Genomic DNA, 15,111 nt, shown 5'->3' with positions numbered 1-15,111 from the left:
AATAACCTCGCGCCGGGGCCCATCACTGATGCCAGCTGCTACCGATGCTCCCACTCGGGTCCGGCATACTCCAGCATCTGCTCTTCATTAAGTTGCGAACGCCCATAGGCTCCGTGCACCGCGTTGAACTTCCCGCCAATCTCCAAGTCGCGCGAGGACGAGATATCTCCGACCAGCCACGGCTTCCACTTGGTAGCCGACAGATAAGGGCGGATGATGCTGGCCGTGGCAGCGCAGTCCGCGGCAAATGGCAAGATCGCCGGTGGTTCCCGATCCGCTCCCTCGCGGATGAACGCAGTGGCCAAGTTCGAAAACGCCTTGGCATGCCCTGCACCGTGCGGCAGCAATGAAGCCACGAATTGGCCTGCCGAGCCTTCGGCCGGCGAGCGCGGAACAATGCCCGCTGGTGTCACGTCCAAGGGGTTCGAAACATCGAGCAGCACCTTGCCTGCCAGCCTGGAGCCCAGCTCGGCCAGGACCTTGCGTTGCGGCTGGTCCCAGAGCGTGGCCAAGACAACGACCTCTTGGCCTTCCACAGCTGAGGCCAGGTCCGCGGCCACCTGCACCTGCGCGTCCACCGCGGCCTGTCGAACCTTTTGCGCCGCTGCCTCCGCCTTGGCGGCATTGTGGTGGTAGATCACGACGCTCACCCCGTGGGAGGCGAAGAGTTCTGCGATGGCGGTTCCGTGCCGCCCCGGTCCGATCAGTGCTATTGAAGCCATGTTCATGCCTTTCTTGAGCGGCAGCTAGGCCGCGTCGCCGCTGTTGGCGAGGTAGGGGTTATCGCTCATTTCCAAGACGAGCTTTCCGCGTGAATGCTTGGCATCCATCTGGCGATGGGCCTGCACGACATCGTTGAAATCGAGGGTGTTCACCTGCAGTTGCAAGCCGCCATCCCGATAGCTGCGCACCAGCTCTGCGAACCGTTGCGCGCTGGCTCGGACGCTCACCAGTGGCAGGCCATGGGATTGCCAGGTCTCGGGAACCAGCGTGATGCACTGCGCTCCACCGCTTGCCAGTTCACGGGCCAGGTCGCCGGCTTCCATGCTTCCGGCTAAATCGATGGACGCGGCAATAGCCCGGCCTCCCGCGGCCTGGGCCACGCGCTCGCTGAGACCCGGTCCGTAAACGACAGGAAGAACCCCCAGCTGACGCAGATATTCCTGGTTGCCTGTTCCGGCGGTACCAATGACGACCAGGCCTTGATGCATCGCGAGCTGAACCAGCATGCTTCCTACGCCACCTGCCGCTGCGTGCACCAGAATCACATCTCCTGGTTGCAGGTTCAGTGCGGCAAGGGCTGTCAGGGAGGTCTGTCCGGCACCACTGAGCCCGCCAGCCACGGCCCACGGCAGTTCCTTGGGCTTAGCCGCCAGCTTGTTCCCCGAGGTGACGACCAGATCGGCGTCGGCACCGACGGCACCCCAGCCCACCACCTCATCCCCCGCGGCCCAATCCGGGTCGTTCGACTCATGGACAATGCCGGAGAATTCGGTGCCAAAGACCAGAGGCACCTGGCCGCCGAAATTGCCGGCCCGGCGACGGGCATCCACGGGGTTTTGGCCCGCGGCACGTACCGCCACGCGGACCTCGCCCGCAGCCAGCGGCTGCACTGGATGGTTTTCGATGCTGATGACTTCCGGGGCGCCGAACTGCCTGGCCACAGCGACGCGATAATGCTGCTTCATGGTTTTCCTTCCTTCGTTGCTTTCAAGTGCTTTCCGCAAATATATCTGTAATAACAGATATATTTGCAAGGATATTCCCGCTAGCCCGGATCCATTGGGCCAGCGGGATGCGGTGCGGCTATCCGGAATAGGGCTGCGAGGCGACACTTTCATGACGGGAGAGCCGGCGCGCGAAGTCCAGCAGTACCTGGACCTCGGCATCCCCGATCAGCGGGTCGAATTCCTTTGCCAGCGATTCAATGTGCGCGGCTCGGGCTCGGCTTATGAGATCAAGGCCCGCTTCGGTCAGCGTCACCACGACCATGCGCGCATCCTGGGAATCACGGTCCCGGCGCACCAGGTGGAGTTGCTCAAGCCTGCTGATCAGATGGGACCCCGAGCCGGAACTGTAGAGCAGCTGATTGGAAAGCTGGGTGGCTGGCAAGCGGTTCGCCTTCGCCTCCCAGAGGTACAGCAGCGCCTCGAATTGCGCACTGTTCAACCCGAAATCCCGTTTGAGCTCAACCGATAGCCGCAGCATCATCGAGCGCTGCCCGTAGAGCAGGCCGCGCCAGATCTCCTGCCGATCGTTCAATTCCGTGTTCATGGATGCCTCCCGGGAATAGGATCAAAGTATCTGTAGTTACAGTAATTGATTCTAGTACACGGATGAAAGGCATGGAACCGAAATGACCACCATCGACAGCAAACTGGGCACCAAACAGCCGGCATTGAGCGCGCACCGCGTGGTGATCCTCGGCGGAACCGGCCGGGTCGGCGAGGGCATCGTCCGTTCCTGGCTGGCCGCCGGTGCCGAAGTCATCATTCCTACCCGCACCGAAAACCGCGGCAAGGAACTGCTGGCCCGTCTCGAGAACATCGACACCGCGAATCTGGAATTGGTCGTGGGCGAGTACACCAGTTTCACCGCAGCAACCGACATGGCCCAGCGCATCACCGGCGAATTCGGGGACGTTACCGATGTGATCGCTGCTATCGGCGGCTGGTGGCAGGGAAAGCCGCTGTGGGAAGTCACCGAATCGGAATGGCAGCGCTTCAACCTCGATCTGTCCACCGCCCATGTCGCAAATGTGCGTGTCTGGCTCCCCCTGCTGGCGCCTGCAGGCAGCTACCATCTGGTCCTTGGCGGGAGCGCTACGACCCCGGTTCCCGGTGCATCGATCATCAACATGGAACAAGCGGGACTCTTGATGATGCATCGGGTGCTCAGCGCCGAAGCCGGAACCCAGCGCCGCGTCTTCGCCCACGAGCTCGGACCAGTGGCAACCCGCGAACGCCCATGGGTTGATCCGCAATGGATCACCAACGAAGAACTCGGCTCGATCACCGGGGCCCTGGCCGCCCGGCCCGACCGCCCCTCGGCGCACTACACGCTTCGCACCACGCAGGCCGCAACGCAGCTGATTAAGGAACTGGCAGCATGAACACCAACCGCCTAGCACGAACGCACGACCTGGTGCTGCCCGACGGCTGGCCCGGACTCCCGGGCACGCTGGCCGCACGCGCGATCACCGAGCATCGGGCAGGCTATGCCATGGAACGGTCCAGCTACATGTCTGTTGGCGCACCGGCCCTGATCATCAGGGCCCGGACCGAACAGGACGTGCAGGAAACGGTGCTCTATGCAGCGCGGCTCCGGGAGCAATCGGGAACCCGCGTTGAATTCAGCATCCGTTCAGGGGGCCACGGCATCGCAGGCACCTCGACGAATACCGGGGGCATCATCCTGGATCTTTCCGCCCTGCGGCACTTCGAAATGCTCGATCCGCAACTTGGCCTGGTCCGGGTGGGCGCCGGAGCCACGTGGGGACAAATTGCCGGACAGCTAGCCGCCGAAGACCTGGTCATCAGCAGCGGCAACTTTGGCGACACCGGCGTCGGCGGCCTGGCCACGGCTGGCGGCATCGGCTACTTCGCCCGTTCACAGGGACTGACGCTGGACTCCATGGTGCGGGCCAAATTGGTCACCGCCGACGGAACGATCCGCTGGGTAGACACTGATCATGAGCCCGAATTGTTCTGGGCCGTGCGCGGAGGTGCGACCCATGCCGGAGTAGTCACCGCTTTCGAGTTCACGGCCACCGATCTGCGAACTGCCGCCGGCGACGCCAGCATCATCCACCAGCAACTGACCTACCTGACCGATTCGCTGCCGCAGTTCACCGCTGATTGGGGCCAGTGGGTGCGCCAGTCGCTTGACGATCTGGAAAGCTTCCTGATGGTGCAGGCATTGGGCGATGGACAGCACGCAATTCAGGCGCGCAATGTCTGGGCTGGCGATGCCCAGGACCAGGCAGCGCCGGTCTTGCGCGAGGCCCTGGGCCTGGCCCAACTTCACGATTCGCGCACCGAGCCAGTGCCTTATCCGATGATCGTGCCAGCCCCGAATTCGCCGCATGCCGGTCAGCAGCGCATCAAAATGCGTGATGTCCTGGTCGATCAGGCGGATGAGCAGTTGGGCGATGCCATGGCGCAGTCATTGGCCCATCGGGCCAGCCTGGTCGGCGAATTGCGGGCCTTGGGCGGTGCCGTAGCCCGGGTTCCGGCCCACGCCACCGCCTGGGGGTCGCGGCATCAAGAAGTGCTGGCAGCTACCTGGATCCACCCGTTGGGCATCGCCGAGCAGGACCAGTCGTTCGCTGCCCTGCAGGTTCTGGGCACCGGCGCGTACGGCGCCTACTCTTCGGACGTTCGCCGTTCGGCTGCCGAGCTCGCCTGGCCTGGGCAGACCGGAACCCGGCTGCGGGCCCTGTCCGAGAGAACTGACCCGCAGCACCTCTTTGATGGCGGACTGAACTTGAGAAGCCAGAACTCCAGCGCTACCTGATCAGCTCGACGCGTCCTGCTTCCACCCCGAGCCGATGCACCACCGAATGCTCGCGCATTTTCTGCTGCCAGCGCCGGTCGTGGCTGACCGTGACCACGGTGCCCGGATATTCCGCCAGCGCTGACTCCAGCTGCTCCACCAAGGCCGGTGAGAGATGGTTCGTCGGCTCGTCCAGGAACAGCATCTGCGCTTTGGTGCTGACCGCAATAGCCAGTTCCAGGCGGCGGCGCTGGCCTACCGAAAGCGCCATGGGGTGCCGCAGGAAATCCTGCGGCGCAAACAGGCCCAGCTGGGCCAGGGACGCACCGGCGTCCTGGACATACTGGCCGGTGGCCGCGGCGAAGGCTTCAACCAGGGTGCTGCCAGGAAAAATGCCGACTTCCTGGCGGAGCCAACCGCAGTGCAAGTTGGCAGCGCGCTCGATCTTCCCCTCGGTGCATTCCAATTCTCCGGCGAGCATTTTGAGCAATGTGGATTTGCCAGCACCATTGGGGCCGGTGACCAGCCAGCGCTCGCCGAGCTTGATGTCGAAGCGTGGCGTGGACAGTTTCGGATCCGAGCCGCGCCGGGCGTTCATCACCTGCAGCAGGGTTTCGCCACCAGCCTGGTCCTGGGTACTGCCGGGCATCAAGAAGGACAGCTCAGCAGCCGGCTCGGGTGCCCGGTGGGTTTCGAGGTCTTCGATTCGGGATTTTGCCTGGCGGATCTTGGCGGTCGACCCATGGCTGGAATCGCGGGCCCGGAAATTTCCATGTCCGAAACTGGATTTCTCCTGCTTGCGCGGAATGGCGCTGACGCGTGAAGCATACTTATCAACCAAGTTCTGTGAACGCTCAAGCTCCTGCACCCAATTTTCGTAGGCGACGCGGATCGCGATGCGCTCCTGCTCCTTGGCATGCAGATAACCGTCATAGCCATTGCCGTAATTCGCGATCGACCCGTCGGCAACCTCCACGATGGATCGGGCAAAACGCTTGAGGAACATCCGGTCATGGCTGATCAGCACCAGCGCACCGCGATGCTTGTCCAGGGTGCGCTCCAGCCAGTTCATGGCCGCCTCGTCCAGGTCGTTCGTTGGTTCATCGAGCAGGAGCAATTGCGCACCCGAACACAGGACACAGGCCAGCGACAGCCGGGATCGCTGCCCACCGGATAGTTGGGACACAAGGCGCTGGCGATCCAGATCTCCTAGGCCCAGCTGCTCCAAGGCGCTATCCAGGCGCGGAGCCAGCGAATAGCCGTCGGCCGCCTCGTACAGGTCGGTAACCTGCTGCAGCTGCTTCATCAAACGTTCGGCGACAGGTTCTGCAGCATCTTCGAGCTTGGCCGAGACGACGCGCATCAAGCCTTCCAGTTCACGGAAGCGCCGATGATAGGAATCGATCACCTGTTGCACGCTCATGTTCGCAGCGAAGCTCGGGTTCTGCGCAGCGTAGGCAACGGCACCGGGTGCGTTCATCTTCCGCTGCCCGTGGTCGGGTTCGAGATTCCCTGCAATCACGCGCATCAGCGTGGATTTTCCCGAACCGTTATCGCCAAGCACTGCGATGCGGTCGGTACCGGAAATTGCAAGGTCGATGCCGGTCAGCACATCCCGTTCGCCGAAACTGACGGCGATATTTTGTAGGGAGCATACGTAGTCCGGTTCGGTTTCGCGCTGATGCTGGGAAGACGTGTGGATACTTTGGGACTGGGTCATGGGAGTTTCCTGCCTAGCACCGGTTCGCCGAGTAATCAGGGCCGGTGCGGTTCTGGTGGTTGGCGGGCACCACAAAGGTGCAATGAAGATGGCGTCAGCGGAGCGATGCTCGACACTGGTTACCGCCTAGAGGAAATGGACTCCATGAATTAACGTTCCCACCATTCAAGGCTAAGCCCAAGCCATCACAACAGGCAAGGTTTTGCGCACTACAGCTCGATACTGCCCTCAATCAGGACATTCGCTGCCCCGCCAACCCAAAGCTGGCCGTCGGCCAAGTCCAGATGCACATGCCCATCGCGTCCGGCTTTCGCACCCTGCCGGTTGACCAGTGGCGCGGTGGCGTGCCCGGCGGCCATCAGCCATTGCGTGGCCGCTCCATTCAGGCTTCCGGTTACCGGATCCTCGCGCAGCGAGCCGTTTTCGATGGCCAGAGCTCGGACTTCGAATTTTTCCGGTGCCGACGACTGCGGCAGTGCGCCGAAGACCCCGATTTTCCAGCGTCCTGGCTTAGTGGGGATCCGCGGTGCGATGTCCAAAACCTGCTGCGAGTTTTCCAGCAGCACCGCGGCCCACCCCGGCCCGTTATCCGTCCACTGCGAATCCACAATCTGCTCGGGCTCAATGCCCAGGATCTGGATCATTTCCTTCAGTTCGTGCGGCGCAATGGCACCGGTTCGAACAGCCGGCGGCGAAGCAAAGGAAAGCGTTTCACCTTCGATCCTGATCGGCACCAAACCAGCTTCGCACTCGACGACCAGCTGCTTCGGATCCTGTGGCATTCCCCCGGCATGCAGCCAGGCACGCGCTGTGCCCAAGGCCGGGTGGCCGGCAAATGGGAATTCGCGATCGCGCGCAAAGATGCGGAAACGGTAGTCGGCCCGCTCGTCGCTGGCCGGCAGTACGTAGGTGACCTCGGAGAGATTGGACCAGAGCGAGTAGTCCTGCATCGACTCGGTATCCAGGCCCTGCCCGTCGAGCACCACCCCTACCGGGTTGCCCTTGTACGGGGTGGCGCCGAAGACATCGACCTGCTGGAATCTGCGTTGCATTGGACCATCTTCCGGATCTTCGCCGTGGGTGTGGAATTCTGGGGAGGCACGGCAAAACCCCGCCGAGAGAAACTCTCGACGGGGTTTTCCGATTGGATCGTCGGGCTAACAAGATTTGAACTTGCGACCTCCTCACCCCCAGTGAGGCGCGCTACCAAGCTGCGCCATAGCCCGATGCCCTCGCAGCCGTTATCCCCAAGTCGTGAGAACCAAGGGTGCCGTCTGCGAAAAGCTCCTTTATTAGCCTACACCAAGTGAAGGGCTAAATTCGAAATTTAGCGATTGCGTCCGCGGCGCTCGCGGATTCGCATCGAAACCTCGATGGGGCTTCCTTCGAAACCGAAGGTTTCGCGCAGCCGCCGGGTGATGAAGCGGCGGTAGCCTGGATCCAGGAAGCCGGTGGTGAACAGCACGAAGCGCGGCGGACGGGCCGAAGCCTGGGTGCCGAACAGGATGCGTGGCTGCTTGCCGCCGCGCACCGGGTGCGGGTGGGCTGCGACAAGTTCACCCAGGAAGGCGTTCAGCTTGCCCGTTGGAATGCGCTTGTCCCAGGATTCCAGCGCGGTATTCAGTGCGGGAACGAGCTTGTCCTTGTGCCAGCCGGTCTTCGCCGAGATGTTCACGCGCGGTGCCCACTCGATATGGGCAAGGTCGCGCTCGATCTCCTGGTCCAGGTAGTAGCGGCGATCCTCATCCACCTCATCCCACTTGTTGTAGACGATGACCATCGCGCGGCCGGCTTCGATGGCCAGCTGGATGATGCGCACGTCCTGCTCGGAGATGGTTTCATTGGCAGCCAGCAGGATGACGGCGACTTCGGCCTTCTCCAGCGCGGTCTGGGTACGCAGCGACGCGTAGTAGTCCGAGCCGACGGCCATGTGCTGGCGGCGGCGGATACCGGCGGTATCCACGAAGCGCCAGACTTCGCCGCCCAGCTCGACAAGTTCGTCCACGGGATCGCGGGTGGTGCCGGCCAGATCGTCGACAACTACGCGCTCGGAGCCGGCCACCTTGTTCAGCAGCGAGGACTTGCCCACATTCGGACGGCCGATCAGCGCAATGCGGCGCGGACCGCCCGATGGGATCATGCCGCCGAAAGCCGAATGGGCCGGCATTTTCTCCATGACAGCGTCCAGCAGGTCGGCGGTGCCACGGCCGTGCAGGGCCGAGACTGGCCATGGCTGGCCGAATCCCAGTCCCCACAGCGCGGCGGCTTCGGCTTCCTGGTTGAAGTCGTCGACCTTGTTGGCCACCAGGAAGACCGGCTTGCCCTTCTTGCGCAGCATCTTCACCACAGCCTCGTCGGTTGCGGTCGCGCCCACGTGGGAGTCGACCACGAAGAGGATGGCGTCAGCGACGTCGGCGGCGATTTCGGCCTGGTCGGCAACCGAGGCGTGGATGCCCTTGGCATCGTGCTCCCAGCCACCGGTATCGACGATGGTGAATGGGCGTCCCACCCACTCGGCGGAATAGGACACGCGGTCGCGGGTGACGCCCGGGGTATCCTCGACTACCGCTTCGCGGCGGCCCAGGATGCGGTTGACCAAGGTGGACTTGCCGACGTTAGGTCGTCCGATAACAGCCAGGACCGGCGGAATGACAACGTCTTCATCGTCGTCATCGAAGCTATCCAGGCCTGCAAGCAGGGCGGAGTCCTCTTCGTCCAGTTCGTAGTCTTCCAGTCCGCTGAGCAGGGCCTGGGCGCGAACCGCGGCCTCTTCCTCGCTCAGTTCGGCCAGGCGCTCGGCGATATCGTCGTCTCCAACGGGGATGTATTCCTCGTCGTGGGTGGAGTTGTTCTCGCTCATGATTTTCCCTTCACAGCGATCGTAATCTTCATCGGCTCTCGCCGAGGATGGGCACCAGCTTTAGGCTAGTTTTTCGTTGCAGTGCCGACTGCGTCAAGCACTGCGTCGATGGTCTGCTCGAAATCCAGGTCCGAGGAGTCTACGGTCATGACTCCGTCGGCAGCCTGGGTGAAGTTCACCACGGTGGAGTCCTTCGCATCGCGCGCCAGCACCTGGGTAGCCAGCTGCGACTCGTTCTGCGTTCCGCCCAGCTGCAGGCCGCGACGGCGCAGGCGGGCTTCTTCCGATGCGGTCAGCAGGATGCGCGCATCGGCATCCGGGGCGACCACGGTGGTGATGTCGCGGCCTTCGGCCACGATGCGGGTGTTGGCCGCAATGATTTCCTGCTGGCGGCGGACCAGTTCGGCACGCGCGTCCAGGTTGGTGGCAACGGTGGAAACCTGCTCGGAGATGCGTGGTTCGCGGATTGCCGCGGTCACGTCCACACCGCCGATTTCAACCAGTTCAGCATCAGGATCGACCGAGATGGACAGCTTGGCATCGCGCACGGCCTGGGCAATGGCCTCGGCGTTGGACAGATCGGTGCCATCGGCGAGCACCGAGTAGGTGATCGCACGGTACATGGCACCGGTGTCCAGGTAGGCTGCGCCCAGCTTGCGGGCGACGGCCTTGGAGACCGAGGACTTGCCGGAGCCGCTAGGGCCGTCGATGGCAATAACAAGCTTGTCGTTGTTCAAGGTGCTCACTGGGCTACCTTCCATCCGTTCTTGGTCAATACATCTATCAATTCATCGCGCCGGCCGGGCACGACCGAAACATCCACCATGCCGACCTGATGGCCTGCGGAGTGCTCCATGCGCAAATCCTCGATGTTGATCTGCGCGTCGCCGATTTCGGTCAGCAGCTGGGCGATCTGCCCCGGCCGGTCATCGATCACGACGGTGACCAACGCAAACGCCTGCGGCGGTGCGCCGTGCTTGCCCGGAATCCGGGCCTTGCCGGCGTTGCCTTCGGTCATCAGCTGCGAGAGGTCCAGCAGCGCGCCGGGGCCCTGCGGGTTCTGCAGCGTGCTGATCAGCCGGTCCAGGTCTTCCTTCATCCCGGTCAGGATCGGCACCAGAGCGGCGGCATTGTGCGAGAAGATCTGGATCCAGAGCTTCTCGTCGCTGGCCGCGATGCGCGTGGTGTCGCGCAGCCCGTTGCCCGCCAAGGCCAGCTGGTGGCTTTCGGCGTTCAGCAGGCGCGAGGCGATCATCGAGCTGGCCGCTTGCGGGAAGTGGCTGATCAGCGCGACGGACTCATCGTGCTCGGCCACGCTCATCCGGTACATGGTCGCACCCAGGTCGATGGCCAGGGATTCGGCGGCCTTGACCCGCGAAGCCTGCGCGCCTTCATGGGCGCAGATGACCCACGGCATGGAGGTGAACAATTCGCCACGGGCCGCGGCCGGTCCGGACTTCTCCCGGCCCGCCATCGGGTGCGTCCCCACATAGCGGGAAGTCTCGGCCTCGCCCAGCCGCTCGTCCGCCAGCACCCCGGCCAGGATCGAGCCCTTGACACTGGCGATGTCCACCACGGCCGCGTTCGGATAGGCCAGCAGCGCGTCGCCCACCAGGGCGGAGGTGACATCCGGTGGAGCACCGATCACGACCACTTCCGGGGCGATCTGCTGGTGCTCCAGCAGCACCCCGGCGCCAATGTCCTGGGCTACTCCGGCAGCGGTCGGCGAAATATCCGACAGGTAGACGTGCACGCCCTTGGCGCGCAGGCCCAATCCCACCGAGGTGCCCAGCAAGCCGGTGCCGATGACCAGCACCGGGCCTGCAAGGTGAGAAGACGCCATGGGCTACATCCCCACCATGGCCATGAGGTGCCCGACTTCCTGGTTGCCCAGGGAGCGGATGGTGCCCTGCTTCTGGTCGCCCAGCAGCACCGGACCCACGGCAACGCGCACCAGGCGCTGGACCGGGTGGCCTACGGCGTCGAACATGCGGCGCACGATGCGGTTGCGGCCCGAGTGCAGGGTCACCTCGACCATCACGTGCTTCGGGGTGGTGGCGATGATCTTCAGGTCATCGACCTTGATCCAGCCGTCTTCGAGCTTGATTCCCTCGCGCAGCTGGTTGCTCACCGCACGCGGCAGCGGGCCGGGGATCTGCACCAGGTAGGTCTTGGGGACTTCGTACTTCGGGTGCTGCAGGCGGTTGGCCAGCTCGCCGTCGTTGGTCAGGATCAAGACGCCTTCGGTCTTGTAGTCCAGGCGGCCAACGTGGAACAAGCGCAGCGAGTGGTGCTCGTTCTTGAAGTAGTCGGCGATGGTGCGGCGGCCCTCCGGGTCATCCATGGTGCACATCACGTGCTTCGGCTTGTTGAAGACGAAGTAGCGGTTTGCCTGGTTCATCTGGATGCGCATGCCATCGACGTGGATGCGGTCCTTGGCTGGATCCACGCGCGAACCCAGCTCGACGACCAGGTTGCCGTTGACCTCGACGCGGCCTTCGAGGATCATCTCCTCGCAGACGCGGCGCGAGGCCACCCCGGCGTTGGCCATGGCCTTCTGCAGGCGGATGCCGTCCTGCTGCTCGCCGTTGATCTCGCGAGCTGCCTGGCTTTCGGCACGAGCCTGGGCGCGGGCGCGCTGGGTCGGGCGCGCATAGTTGGTCGGCACGGAGTTGCCGAAGCGTTCCTTGCCGAAAGCACGCTCGGAGTTCTTGCGCGGTGCTGCGGTGTTGCGCTTGGCCGAATTCGACTTTTCCCCTGGCTTGCCCGAGGCGGACTTGCCATACGGCTTCTCGCCGAATGGCTTCTCGCCGAAGGACTTGCCACCGGTGCGGCCTGCACCGCTTGGCTTGCCGTAGGACTTGCCGCCGGACTTGCCGCCGGTAGTGCCGCGGCCGCCTGCTGGCTTGCCGCCGAAGTTTGAATTGTTGCCGCGATCGTTGCGGCCTGAGGATGGTCCCCTGCTCATGCTTGCCTGTGTCCCTTGCTGTTACGTGTTCGCTGCGCGAGCCCGCCAGTCTTGGGGCTTCACGCGTGGTTGGTCCGTTGTAGCTGCCGGCTGGCAGCTACCTAGTCGTCGTAGGTTGCCGAATCGAGCGATTCGAGGTCGGCCACCCCGGGAAGATACGGGGACAGCGCAGGCAACTCATCAAGCGAGCCCAGTCCCAGTCGTTCCAGGAAGTATTCGGTGGTTTGGTACAGCGTCGCTCCGCCATCCCCAACTTCCGGATACTCCGTGATCAATCCGCGGGTGAGCAGCGTGCGCACCACTGAATCGACGTTGACACCTCGAATCGCCGAAATACGTCCACGCGAGACCGGCTGTCGGTAAGCGATGACAGCCAGGGTTTCTAGGGCGGCCTGTGACAGGCGTGCTGTCTGCCCGTCGAGCACATAACTGGAGACGAAATCGGCGTAATCGGCCCGCGAATAGAAGCGCCACCCGGAGGCGACGCGACGCAGTTCAAATCCGCGCGGGCGATCCTTACTATCATACTCGGTAGCAAGGTTCTCCAAAGCGGCGGCAACCCTGGCGGTGGGGACTTCGAAGATTTCGGCCAAACGTGCCGAAGATACGGGGATATCGGCGACCATCAGCACCGCTTCAAGGCCCGATTCCAGGCCTCCTGGCAGCTGGTCAATGGGTGCAATCTCACTCATGATCCACCTCACCACCACTCCCCTCGTAGTCGTCTTGCACGGCCTGCGCATCGAAACTGGACTCCTGGACCAGCGAGATCAGCAGCGGGCCGAGCGGATCTTCCTGCGCAAAGCTAATGGCTTTCTGCCTGAACATCTCCAACAATGCCAGAAAACGCACGACCACCACCAGCTGCGCATCCGCGTCTGCCACCAGCTCGGTGAATGCCAGCGTGCCGCGGGCTTCGAGCAGGGCGGTGATCGCATCGGCTTCCTCGGCAATGGTGACGTTCGCCCCGTGCAGGTGCCCGATGCCGACCTCTGTTTCCGGTTCCGGCTTCGGCGCCAGCGCCTTGGCCGCCATCGCGGCCAGGGCGTCGGGCCCGATGCTGAACACCAGCTCCGGCAGCAGGGCCGCGAACTGCGGTTCCAGCGAGACTTCGCGGGGATGGCGCGCTCCCTCGATTCCGTAGCGTTCGCCCAAGAACTCGGCGGCCTGCTTGAAGGCCTTGTACTGCAGCAGCCGCGCGAAAAGCAGGTCGCGGGCTTCGAGCAGCTCGAAGTCCTCCTCATCGGCCATTTCGCCGCGCGGCAGCAAGCGGGCCGCCTTCAAATCCAGCAGCGTGGAGGCGACCACGAGGAATTCGGTGGTTTCATCGAGCACCTTCATCCCGTCGCTCCCCTCGGCGGCACTGGTGGCCTGCAGCTCGCGCAGGTAGGCGATGAATTCGTCGGTGACCTCTGCCAACGCGACCTCGGTAATATCCAGCTCGCGTTTGGTAATCAGGTGCAGCAGCACATCGAAGGGCCCGTTGAAATTCTGCAGGGCAAGGCGAAAACCGCCAGCCGATTCCTGCTCAGCTCCTGCTGGCGCGGTGGAATCGGTGGCGGCTTCTTCGCTGAGCGTGGCGCTCATTACGGGGCACCACCACGCCAAATCAGTTCGCGGGCGAGGTTGCGGTAGGCCTCAGCGCCCGGGTGGTTCGCGGCGTAGGAAGTAATCGGTTCGGCGGCCACGTTCGCGTCGGCGAACTTGATGGTGCGCTTGATAACGGTCTCGAAGAGCTTGTCGCCGAAGGCCTCATCCAGCCGGGTGATGACCTCGCGGCTGTGCAGGGTGCGGGCGTCGTACATGGTGGCCACCACGCCGTCCAGCTCCAGCACCTGGTTCAGCCGGTCCTTGACCTTGTCGATGGTTTCCATCAGCAATGCCACCGCACGCAGCGCAAAGAATTCTGCGGTCAGCGGGATGATCACGCCATGGGCGGCGGTGAGCGCGTTGATGGTCAGCAGGCCCAGCGATGGCTGGCAGTCGATGAGCACCACATCGTAGTCGTCGATGACATTGCGCAGCGCACGTTCCAGCACCTGCTCGCGGGCGACCTCGTTGACCAGCTGCACCTCGGCTGCGGACAAATCGATGTTGGCTGGCAGCAGATCGATGTTCTCGACGTCGGTCTTCACGATGGCATCGGTGATCTTCACCTTGCGGTCCATCAGCACGTTGTAGACGGTGATGTCCATTTCATGCGGGTTGGTTCCGAAGCCGGCAGACAGCGCGCCCTGCGGGTCGAAGTCCACCAGCAGCACCTTGCGGCCGTACTCGGCGAGCGCGGCGGCGAGATTGATGGTGGAGGTGGTCTTGCCGACGCCGCCCTTCTGGTTCACCATGGCGATCACGCGTGCCGGGCCGTGCGATGGCAACGGTGCTGGCACTGGGAAATCTGTCAATGGCTTGCCAGTAGGACCCACTGGGCGAGGCTCCTTGAGCATCCCCGCTCCGCGGTGCTTGTTTCCCTGTTCCTCGCTCACGATGGGTAAACCACACTTCCCGTTCGATAAACCTGATTCTTCGAGCTGTAAGCTCATTTCAAGGTTATCGGTCGAAGCAAAAGATCTTGGTTTTTTGGGTTCTTCCACGGCGAGCCTTTACCTTGAACCTTAGCTCTAATGTTGTATGCGAGCTGAACGCAATCTGGCATTTGCGGGAAGGGCACGATGCGCACCATTGAAAAGTTCGCCAGCTGGGCGGAAGCCGAGCCAGGCAGCAAGCAGGCAAGGGTCCGTGTGCTCCTCCAGGCCCAACTGGACGACGGGCAATTCATCGTGGTGCTCGACGACCGCGGATGGTCCAGCAGCGAAGAATGGGCGCAGGTGACGCCGGCCGGAATCCGCGACACCGCGTTGGTTGTGGTGGGCCCGGATGAACCGGCACCGGGGTGGACACGGGCCGAGGAGCTGCACGCTTATTGGGGGTACCTCCAGTCGATTCTCGCTGCGCAGCAGCTGCACGCGTCGATCGACGAGCTGATGGCTCTGGATCATGAGGTCCAGTTCGGCCCGCGCCTGCAGCGCCTGCTCACCGCGGCCGGCCACTGACCTGCGTGCTTCTGGGCCG

15 protein-coding genes and 1 tRNA gene are annotated in these 15,111 nt (G+C 63.3%); 3 read left to right on the top strand and 13 right to left on the bottom strand.

Annotated features, from left to right (window positions below; translation table 11 throughout):
* Nucleotides 1-38: 38 nt before the first annotated feature.
* The 3 genes from AAZQ98_RS14515 to AAZQ98_RS14505 all read right to left on the bottom strand — a co-directional run bounded on the left by AAZQ98_RS14515 (nucleotide 39) and on the right by AAZQ98_RS14505 (nucleotide 2,274).
* Nucleotides 39-722 carry an NADPH-dependent F420 reductase gene (locus tag AAZQ98_RS14515; protein WP_434693265.1) on the bottom strand — a complete coding sequence of 228 codons (684 nt, stop codon included), beginning with the start codon at nucleotides 720-722 and terminating at the stop codon, nucleotides 39-41.
* Nucleotides 723-746: 24 nt separating this feature from the next.
* Complete coding sequence (locus AAZQ98_RS14510) at nucleotides 747-1,688, bottom strand: NADP-dependent oxidoreductase (protein ID WP_434693262.1); 942 nt, start codon at nucleotides 1,686-1,688, stop codon at nucleotides 747-749.
* A gap of 118 nt (nucleotides 1,689-1,806) precedes the next feature.
* Nucleotides 1,807-2,274 (bottom strand): MarR family winged helix-turn-helix transcriptional regulator, encoded by a 468-nt coding sequence (locus AAZQ98_RS14505; protein ID WP_434693260.1) that lies wholly within the window; start codon nucleotides 2,272-2,274, stop codon nucleotides 1,807-1,809.
* A gap of 82 nt (nucleotides 2,275-2,356) precedes the next feature.
* On the opposite strand from AAZQ98_RS14505, the gene AAZQ98_RS14500 reads away from it, so the two are divergent.
* Nucleotides 2,357-3,112, top strand: a complete 756-nt coding sequence (locus AAZQ98_RS14500) for an SDR family oxidoreductase (protein WP_434693257.1) — start codon at nucleotides 2,357-2,359, stop codon at nucleotides 3,110-3,112.
* Nucleotides 3,109-4,515 (top strand): FAD-binding oxidoreductase, encoded by a 1,407-nt coding sequence (locus AAZQ98_RS14495; protein WP_434693255.1) that lies wholly within the window; start codon nucleotides 3,109-3,111, stop codon nucleotides 4,513-4,515. Before AAZQ98_RS14500 ends, AAZQ98_RS14495 begins: the two co-directional genes overlap by 4 nt.
* On the opposite strand, the gene abc-f is transcribed toward AAZQ98_RS14495, so the two are convergent.
* The 10 genes from abc-f to AAZQ98_RS14445 form a co-directional block, all read right to left on the bottom strand.
* Nucleotides 4,508-6,214 carry a ribosomal protection-like ABC-F family protein gene (abc-f, locus tag AAZQ98_RS14490; protein WP_434693253.1) on the bottom strand — a complete coding sequence of 569 codons (1,707 nt, stop codon included), beginning with the start codon at nucleotides 6,212-6,214 and terminating at the stop codon, nucleotides 4,508-4,510. The genes AAZQ98_RS14495 and abc-f overlap by 8 nt on opposite strands.
* A 209-nt stretch (nucleotides 6,215-6,423) precedes the next feature.
* The gene (locus AAZQ98_RS14485; RefSeq protein ID WP_434693250.1) at nucleotides 6,424-7,266 is read right to left on the bottom strand and encodes a PhzF family phenazine biosynthesis protein; all 843 of its coding nucleotides are present in this window, start codon (nucleotides 7,264-7,266) and stop codon (nucleotides 6,424-6,426) included.
* Between the two features lie 100 nt (nucleotides 7,267-7,366).
* Nucleotides 7,367-7,440, bottom strand: a tRNA-Pro gene (locus AAZQ98_RS14480).
* Nucleotides 7,441-7,541: 101 nt separating this feature from the next.
* The gene (der, locus tag AAZQ98_RS14475) at nucleotides 7,542-9,074 is read right to left on the bottom strand and encodes a ribosome biogenesis GTPase Der (RefSeq protein ID WP_105659051.1); all 1,533 of its coding nucleotides are present in this window, start codon (nucleotides 9,072-9,074) and stop codon (nucleotides 7,542-7,544) included.
* A gap of 65 nt (nucleotides 9,075-9,139) precedes the next feature.
* Nucleotides 9,140-9,835, bottom strand: coding sequence for a (d)CMP kinase (cmk, locus tag AAZQ98_RS14470; RefSeq protein WP_434693247.1), 696 nt, complete (start codon nucleotides 9,833-9,835; stop codon nucleotides 9,140-9,142).
* A complete protein-coding gene (locus tag AAZQ98_RS14465) occupies nucleotides 9,817-10,917 on the bottom strand; it encodes a prephenate dehydrogenase (protein ID WP_434693245.1) in 1,101 nt (366 codons plus the stop codon). The genes cmk and AAZQ98_RS14465 overlap by 19 nt, the downstream gene beginning before the upstream one ends.
* Nucleotides 10,918-10,920: 3 nt before the next feature.
* Nucleotides 10,921-12,042, bottom strand: a complete 1,122-nt coding sequence (locus AAZQ98_RS14460) for a pseudouridine synthase (RefSeq protein WP_434693243.1) — start codon at nucleotides 12,040-12,042, stop codon at nucleotides 10,921-10,923.
* Nucleotides 12,043-12,143: 101 nt separating this feature from the next.
* Nucleotides 12,144-12,734, bottom strand: coding sequence for an SMC-Scp complex subunit ScpB (gene scpB, locus AAZQ98_RS14455; RefSeq protein ID WP_434693240.1), 591 nt, complete (start codon nucleotides 12,732-12,734; stop codon nucleotides 12,144-12,146).
* Nucleotides 12,727-13,629: a segregation and condensation protein A gene (locus tag AAZQ98_RS14450; protein WP_434693238.1), complete on the bottom strand. Its 903-nt coding sequence runs from the start codon at nucleotides 13,627-13,629 to the stop codon at nucleotides 12,727-12,729. Before AAZQ98_RS14450 ends, scpB begins: the two co-directional genes overlap by 8 nt.
* The gene (locus AAZQ98_RS14445; RefSeq protein ID WP_013348536.1) at nucleotides 13,629-14,525 is read right to left on the bottom strand and encodes a ParA family protein; all 897 of its coding nucleotides are present in this window, start codon (nucleotides 14,523-14,525) and stop codon (nucleotides 13,629-13,631) included. Before AAZQ98_RS14445 ends, AAZQ98_RS14450 begins: the two co-directional genes overlap by 1 nt.
* A gap of 186 nt (nucleotides 14,526-14,711) precedes the next feature.
* Here AAZQ98_RS14445 and AAZQ98_RS14440 point away from each other — a divergent pair, with 186 nt between their 5' ends.
* On the top strand, nucleotides 14,712-15,092 hold the full coding sequence (locus AAZQ98_RS14440) for a hypothetical protein (protein ID WP_434693237.1): 381 nt from the start codon (nucleotides 14,712-14,714) through the stop codon (nucleotides 15,090-15,092).
* Nucleotides 15,093-15,111: the final 19 nt, after the last annotated feature.

Source organism: Glutamicibacter sp. Je.9.36, from assembly GCF_051129975.1.
Lineage (GTDB): Bacteria > Actinomycetota > Actinomycetes > Actinomycetales > Micrococcaceae > Glutamicibacter.
Note: the sequence above shows the minus strand (reverse complement) of the source record. Positions and strands in the feature narration are given on the sequence as shown.

Bases quoted from the DNA above. Each gene is read 5' to 3' on its own strand.
- AAZQ98_RS14450 (WP_434693238.1), bottom strand. From the start codon at position 13,629: ATGAGCGCCACGCTCAGCGAAGAAGCCGCCACCGATTCCACCGCGCCA.
- AAZQ98_RS14460 (WP_434693243.1), bottom strand. From the start codon at position 12,042: ATGAGCAGGGGACCATCCTCAGGCCGCAACGATCGCGGCAACAATTCA.
- cmk (WP_434693247.1), bottom strand. From the start codon at position 9,835: ATGGAAGGTAGCCCAGTGAGCACCTTGAACAACGACAAGCTTGTTATT.
- scpB (WP_434693240.1), bottom strand. From the start codon at position 12,734: ATGAGTGAGATTGCACCCATTGACCAGCTGCCAGGAGGCCTGGAATCG.
- AAZQ98_RS14440 (WP_434693237.1), top strand. From the start codon at position 14,712: ATGCGCACCATTGAAAAGTTCGCCAGCTGGGCGGAAGCCGAGCCAGGC.
- AAZQ98_RS14510 (WP_434693262.1), bottom strand. From the start codon at position 1,688: ATGAAGCAGCATTATCGCGTCGCTGTGGCCAGGCAGTTCGGCGCCCCG.
- AAZQ98_RS14505 (WP_434693260.1), bottom strand. From the start codon at position 2,274: ATGAACACGGAATTGAACGATCGGCAGGAGATCTGGCGCGGCCTGCTC.
- AAZQ98_RS14485 (WP_434693250.1), bottom strand. From the start codon at position 7,266: ATGCAACGCAGATTCCAGCAGGTCGATGTCTTCGGCGCCACCCCGTAC.
- AAZQ98_RS14465 (WP_434693245.1), bottom strand. From the start codon at position 10,917: ATGGCGTCTTCTCACCTTGCAGGCCCGGTGCTGGTCATCGGCACCGGC.
- AAZQ98_RS14515 (WP_434693265.1), bottom strand. From the start codon at position 722: ATGGCTTCAATAGCACTGATCGGACCGGGGCGGCACGGAACCGCCATC.
- AAZQ98_RS14500 (WP_434693257.1), top strand. From the start codon at position 2,357: ATGACCACCATCGACAGCAAACTGGGCACCAAACAGCCGGCATTGAGC.
- der (WP_105659051.1), bottom strand. From the start codon at position 9,074: ATGAGCGAGAACAACTCCACCCACGACGAGGAATACATCCCCGTTGGA.
- abc-f (WP_434693253.1), bottom strand. From the start codon at position 6,214: ATGACCCAGTCCCAAAGTATCCACACGTCTTCCCAGCATCAGCGCGAA.
- AAZQ98_RS14495 (WP_434693255.1), top strand. From the start codon at position 3,109: ATGAACACCAACCGCCTAGCACGAACGCACGACCTGGTGCTGCCCGAC.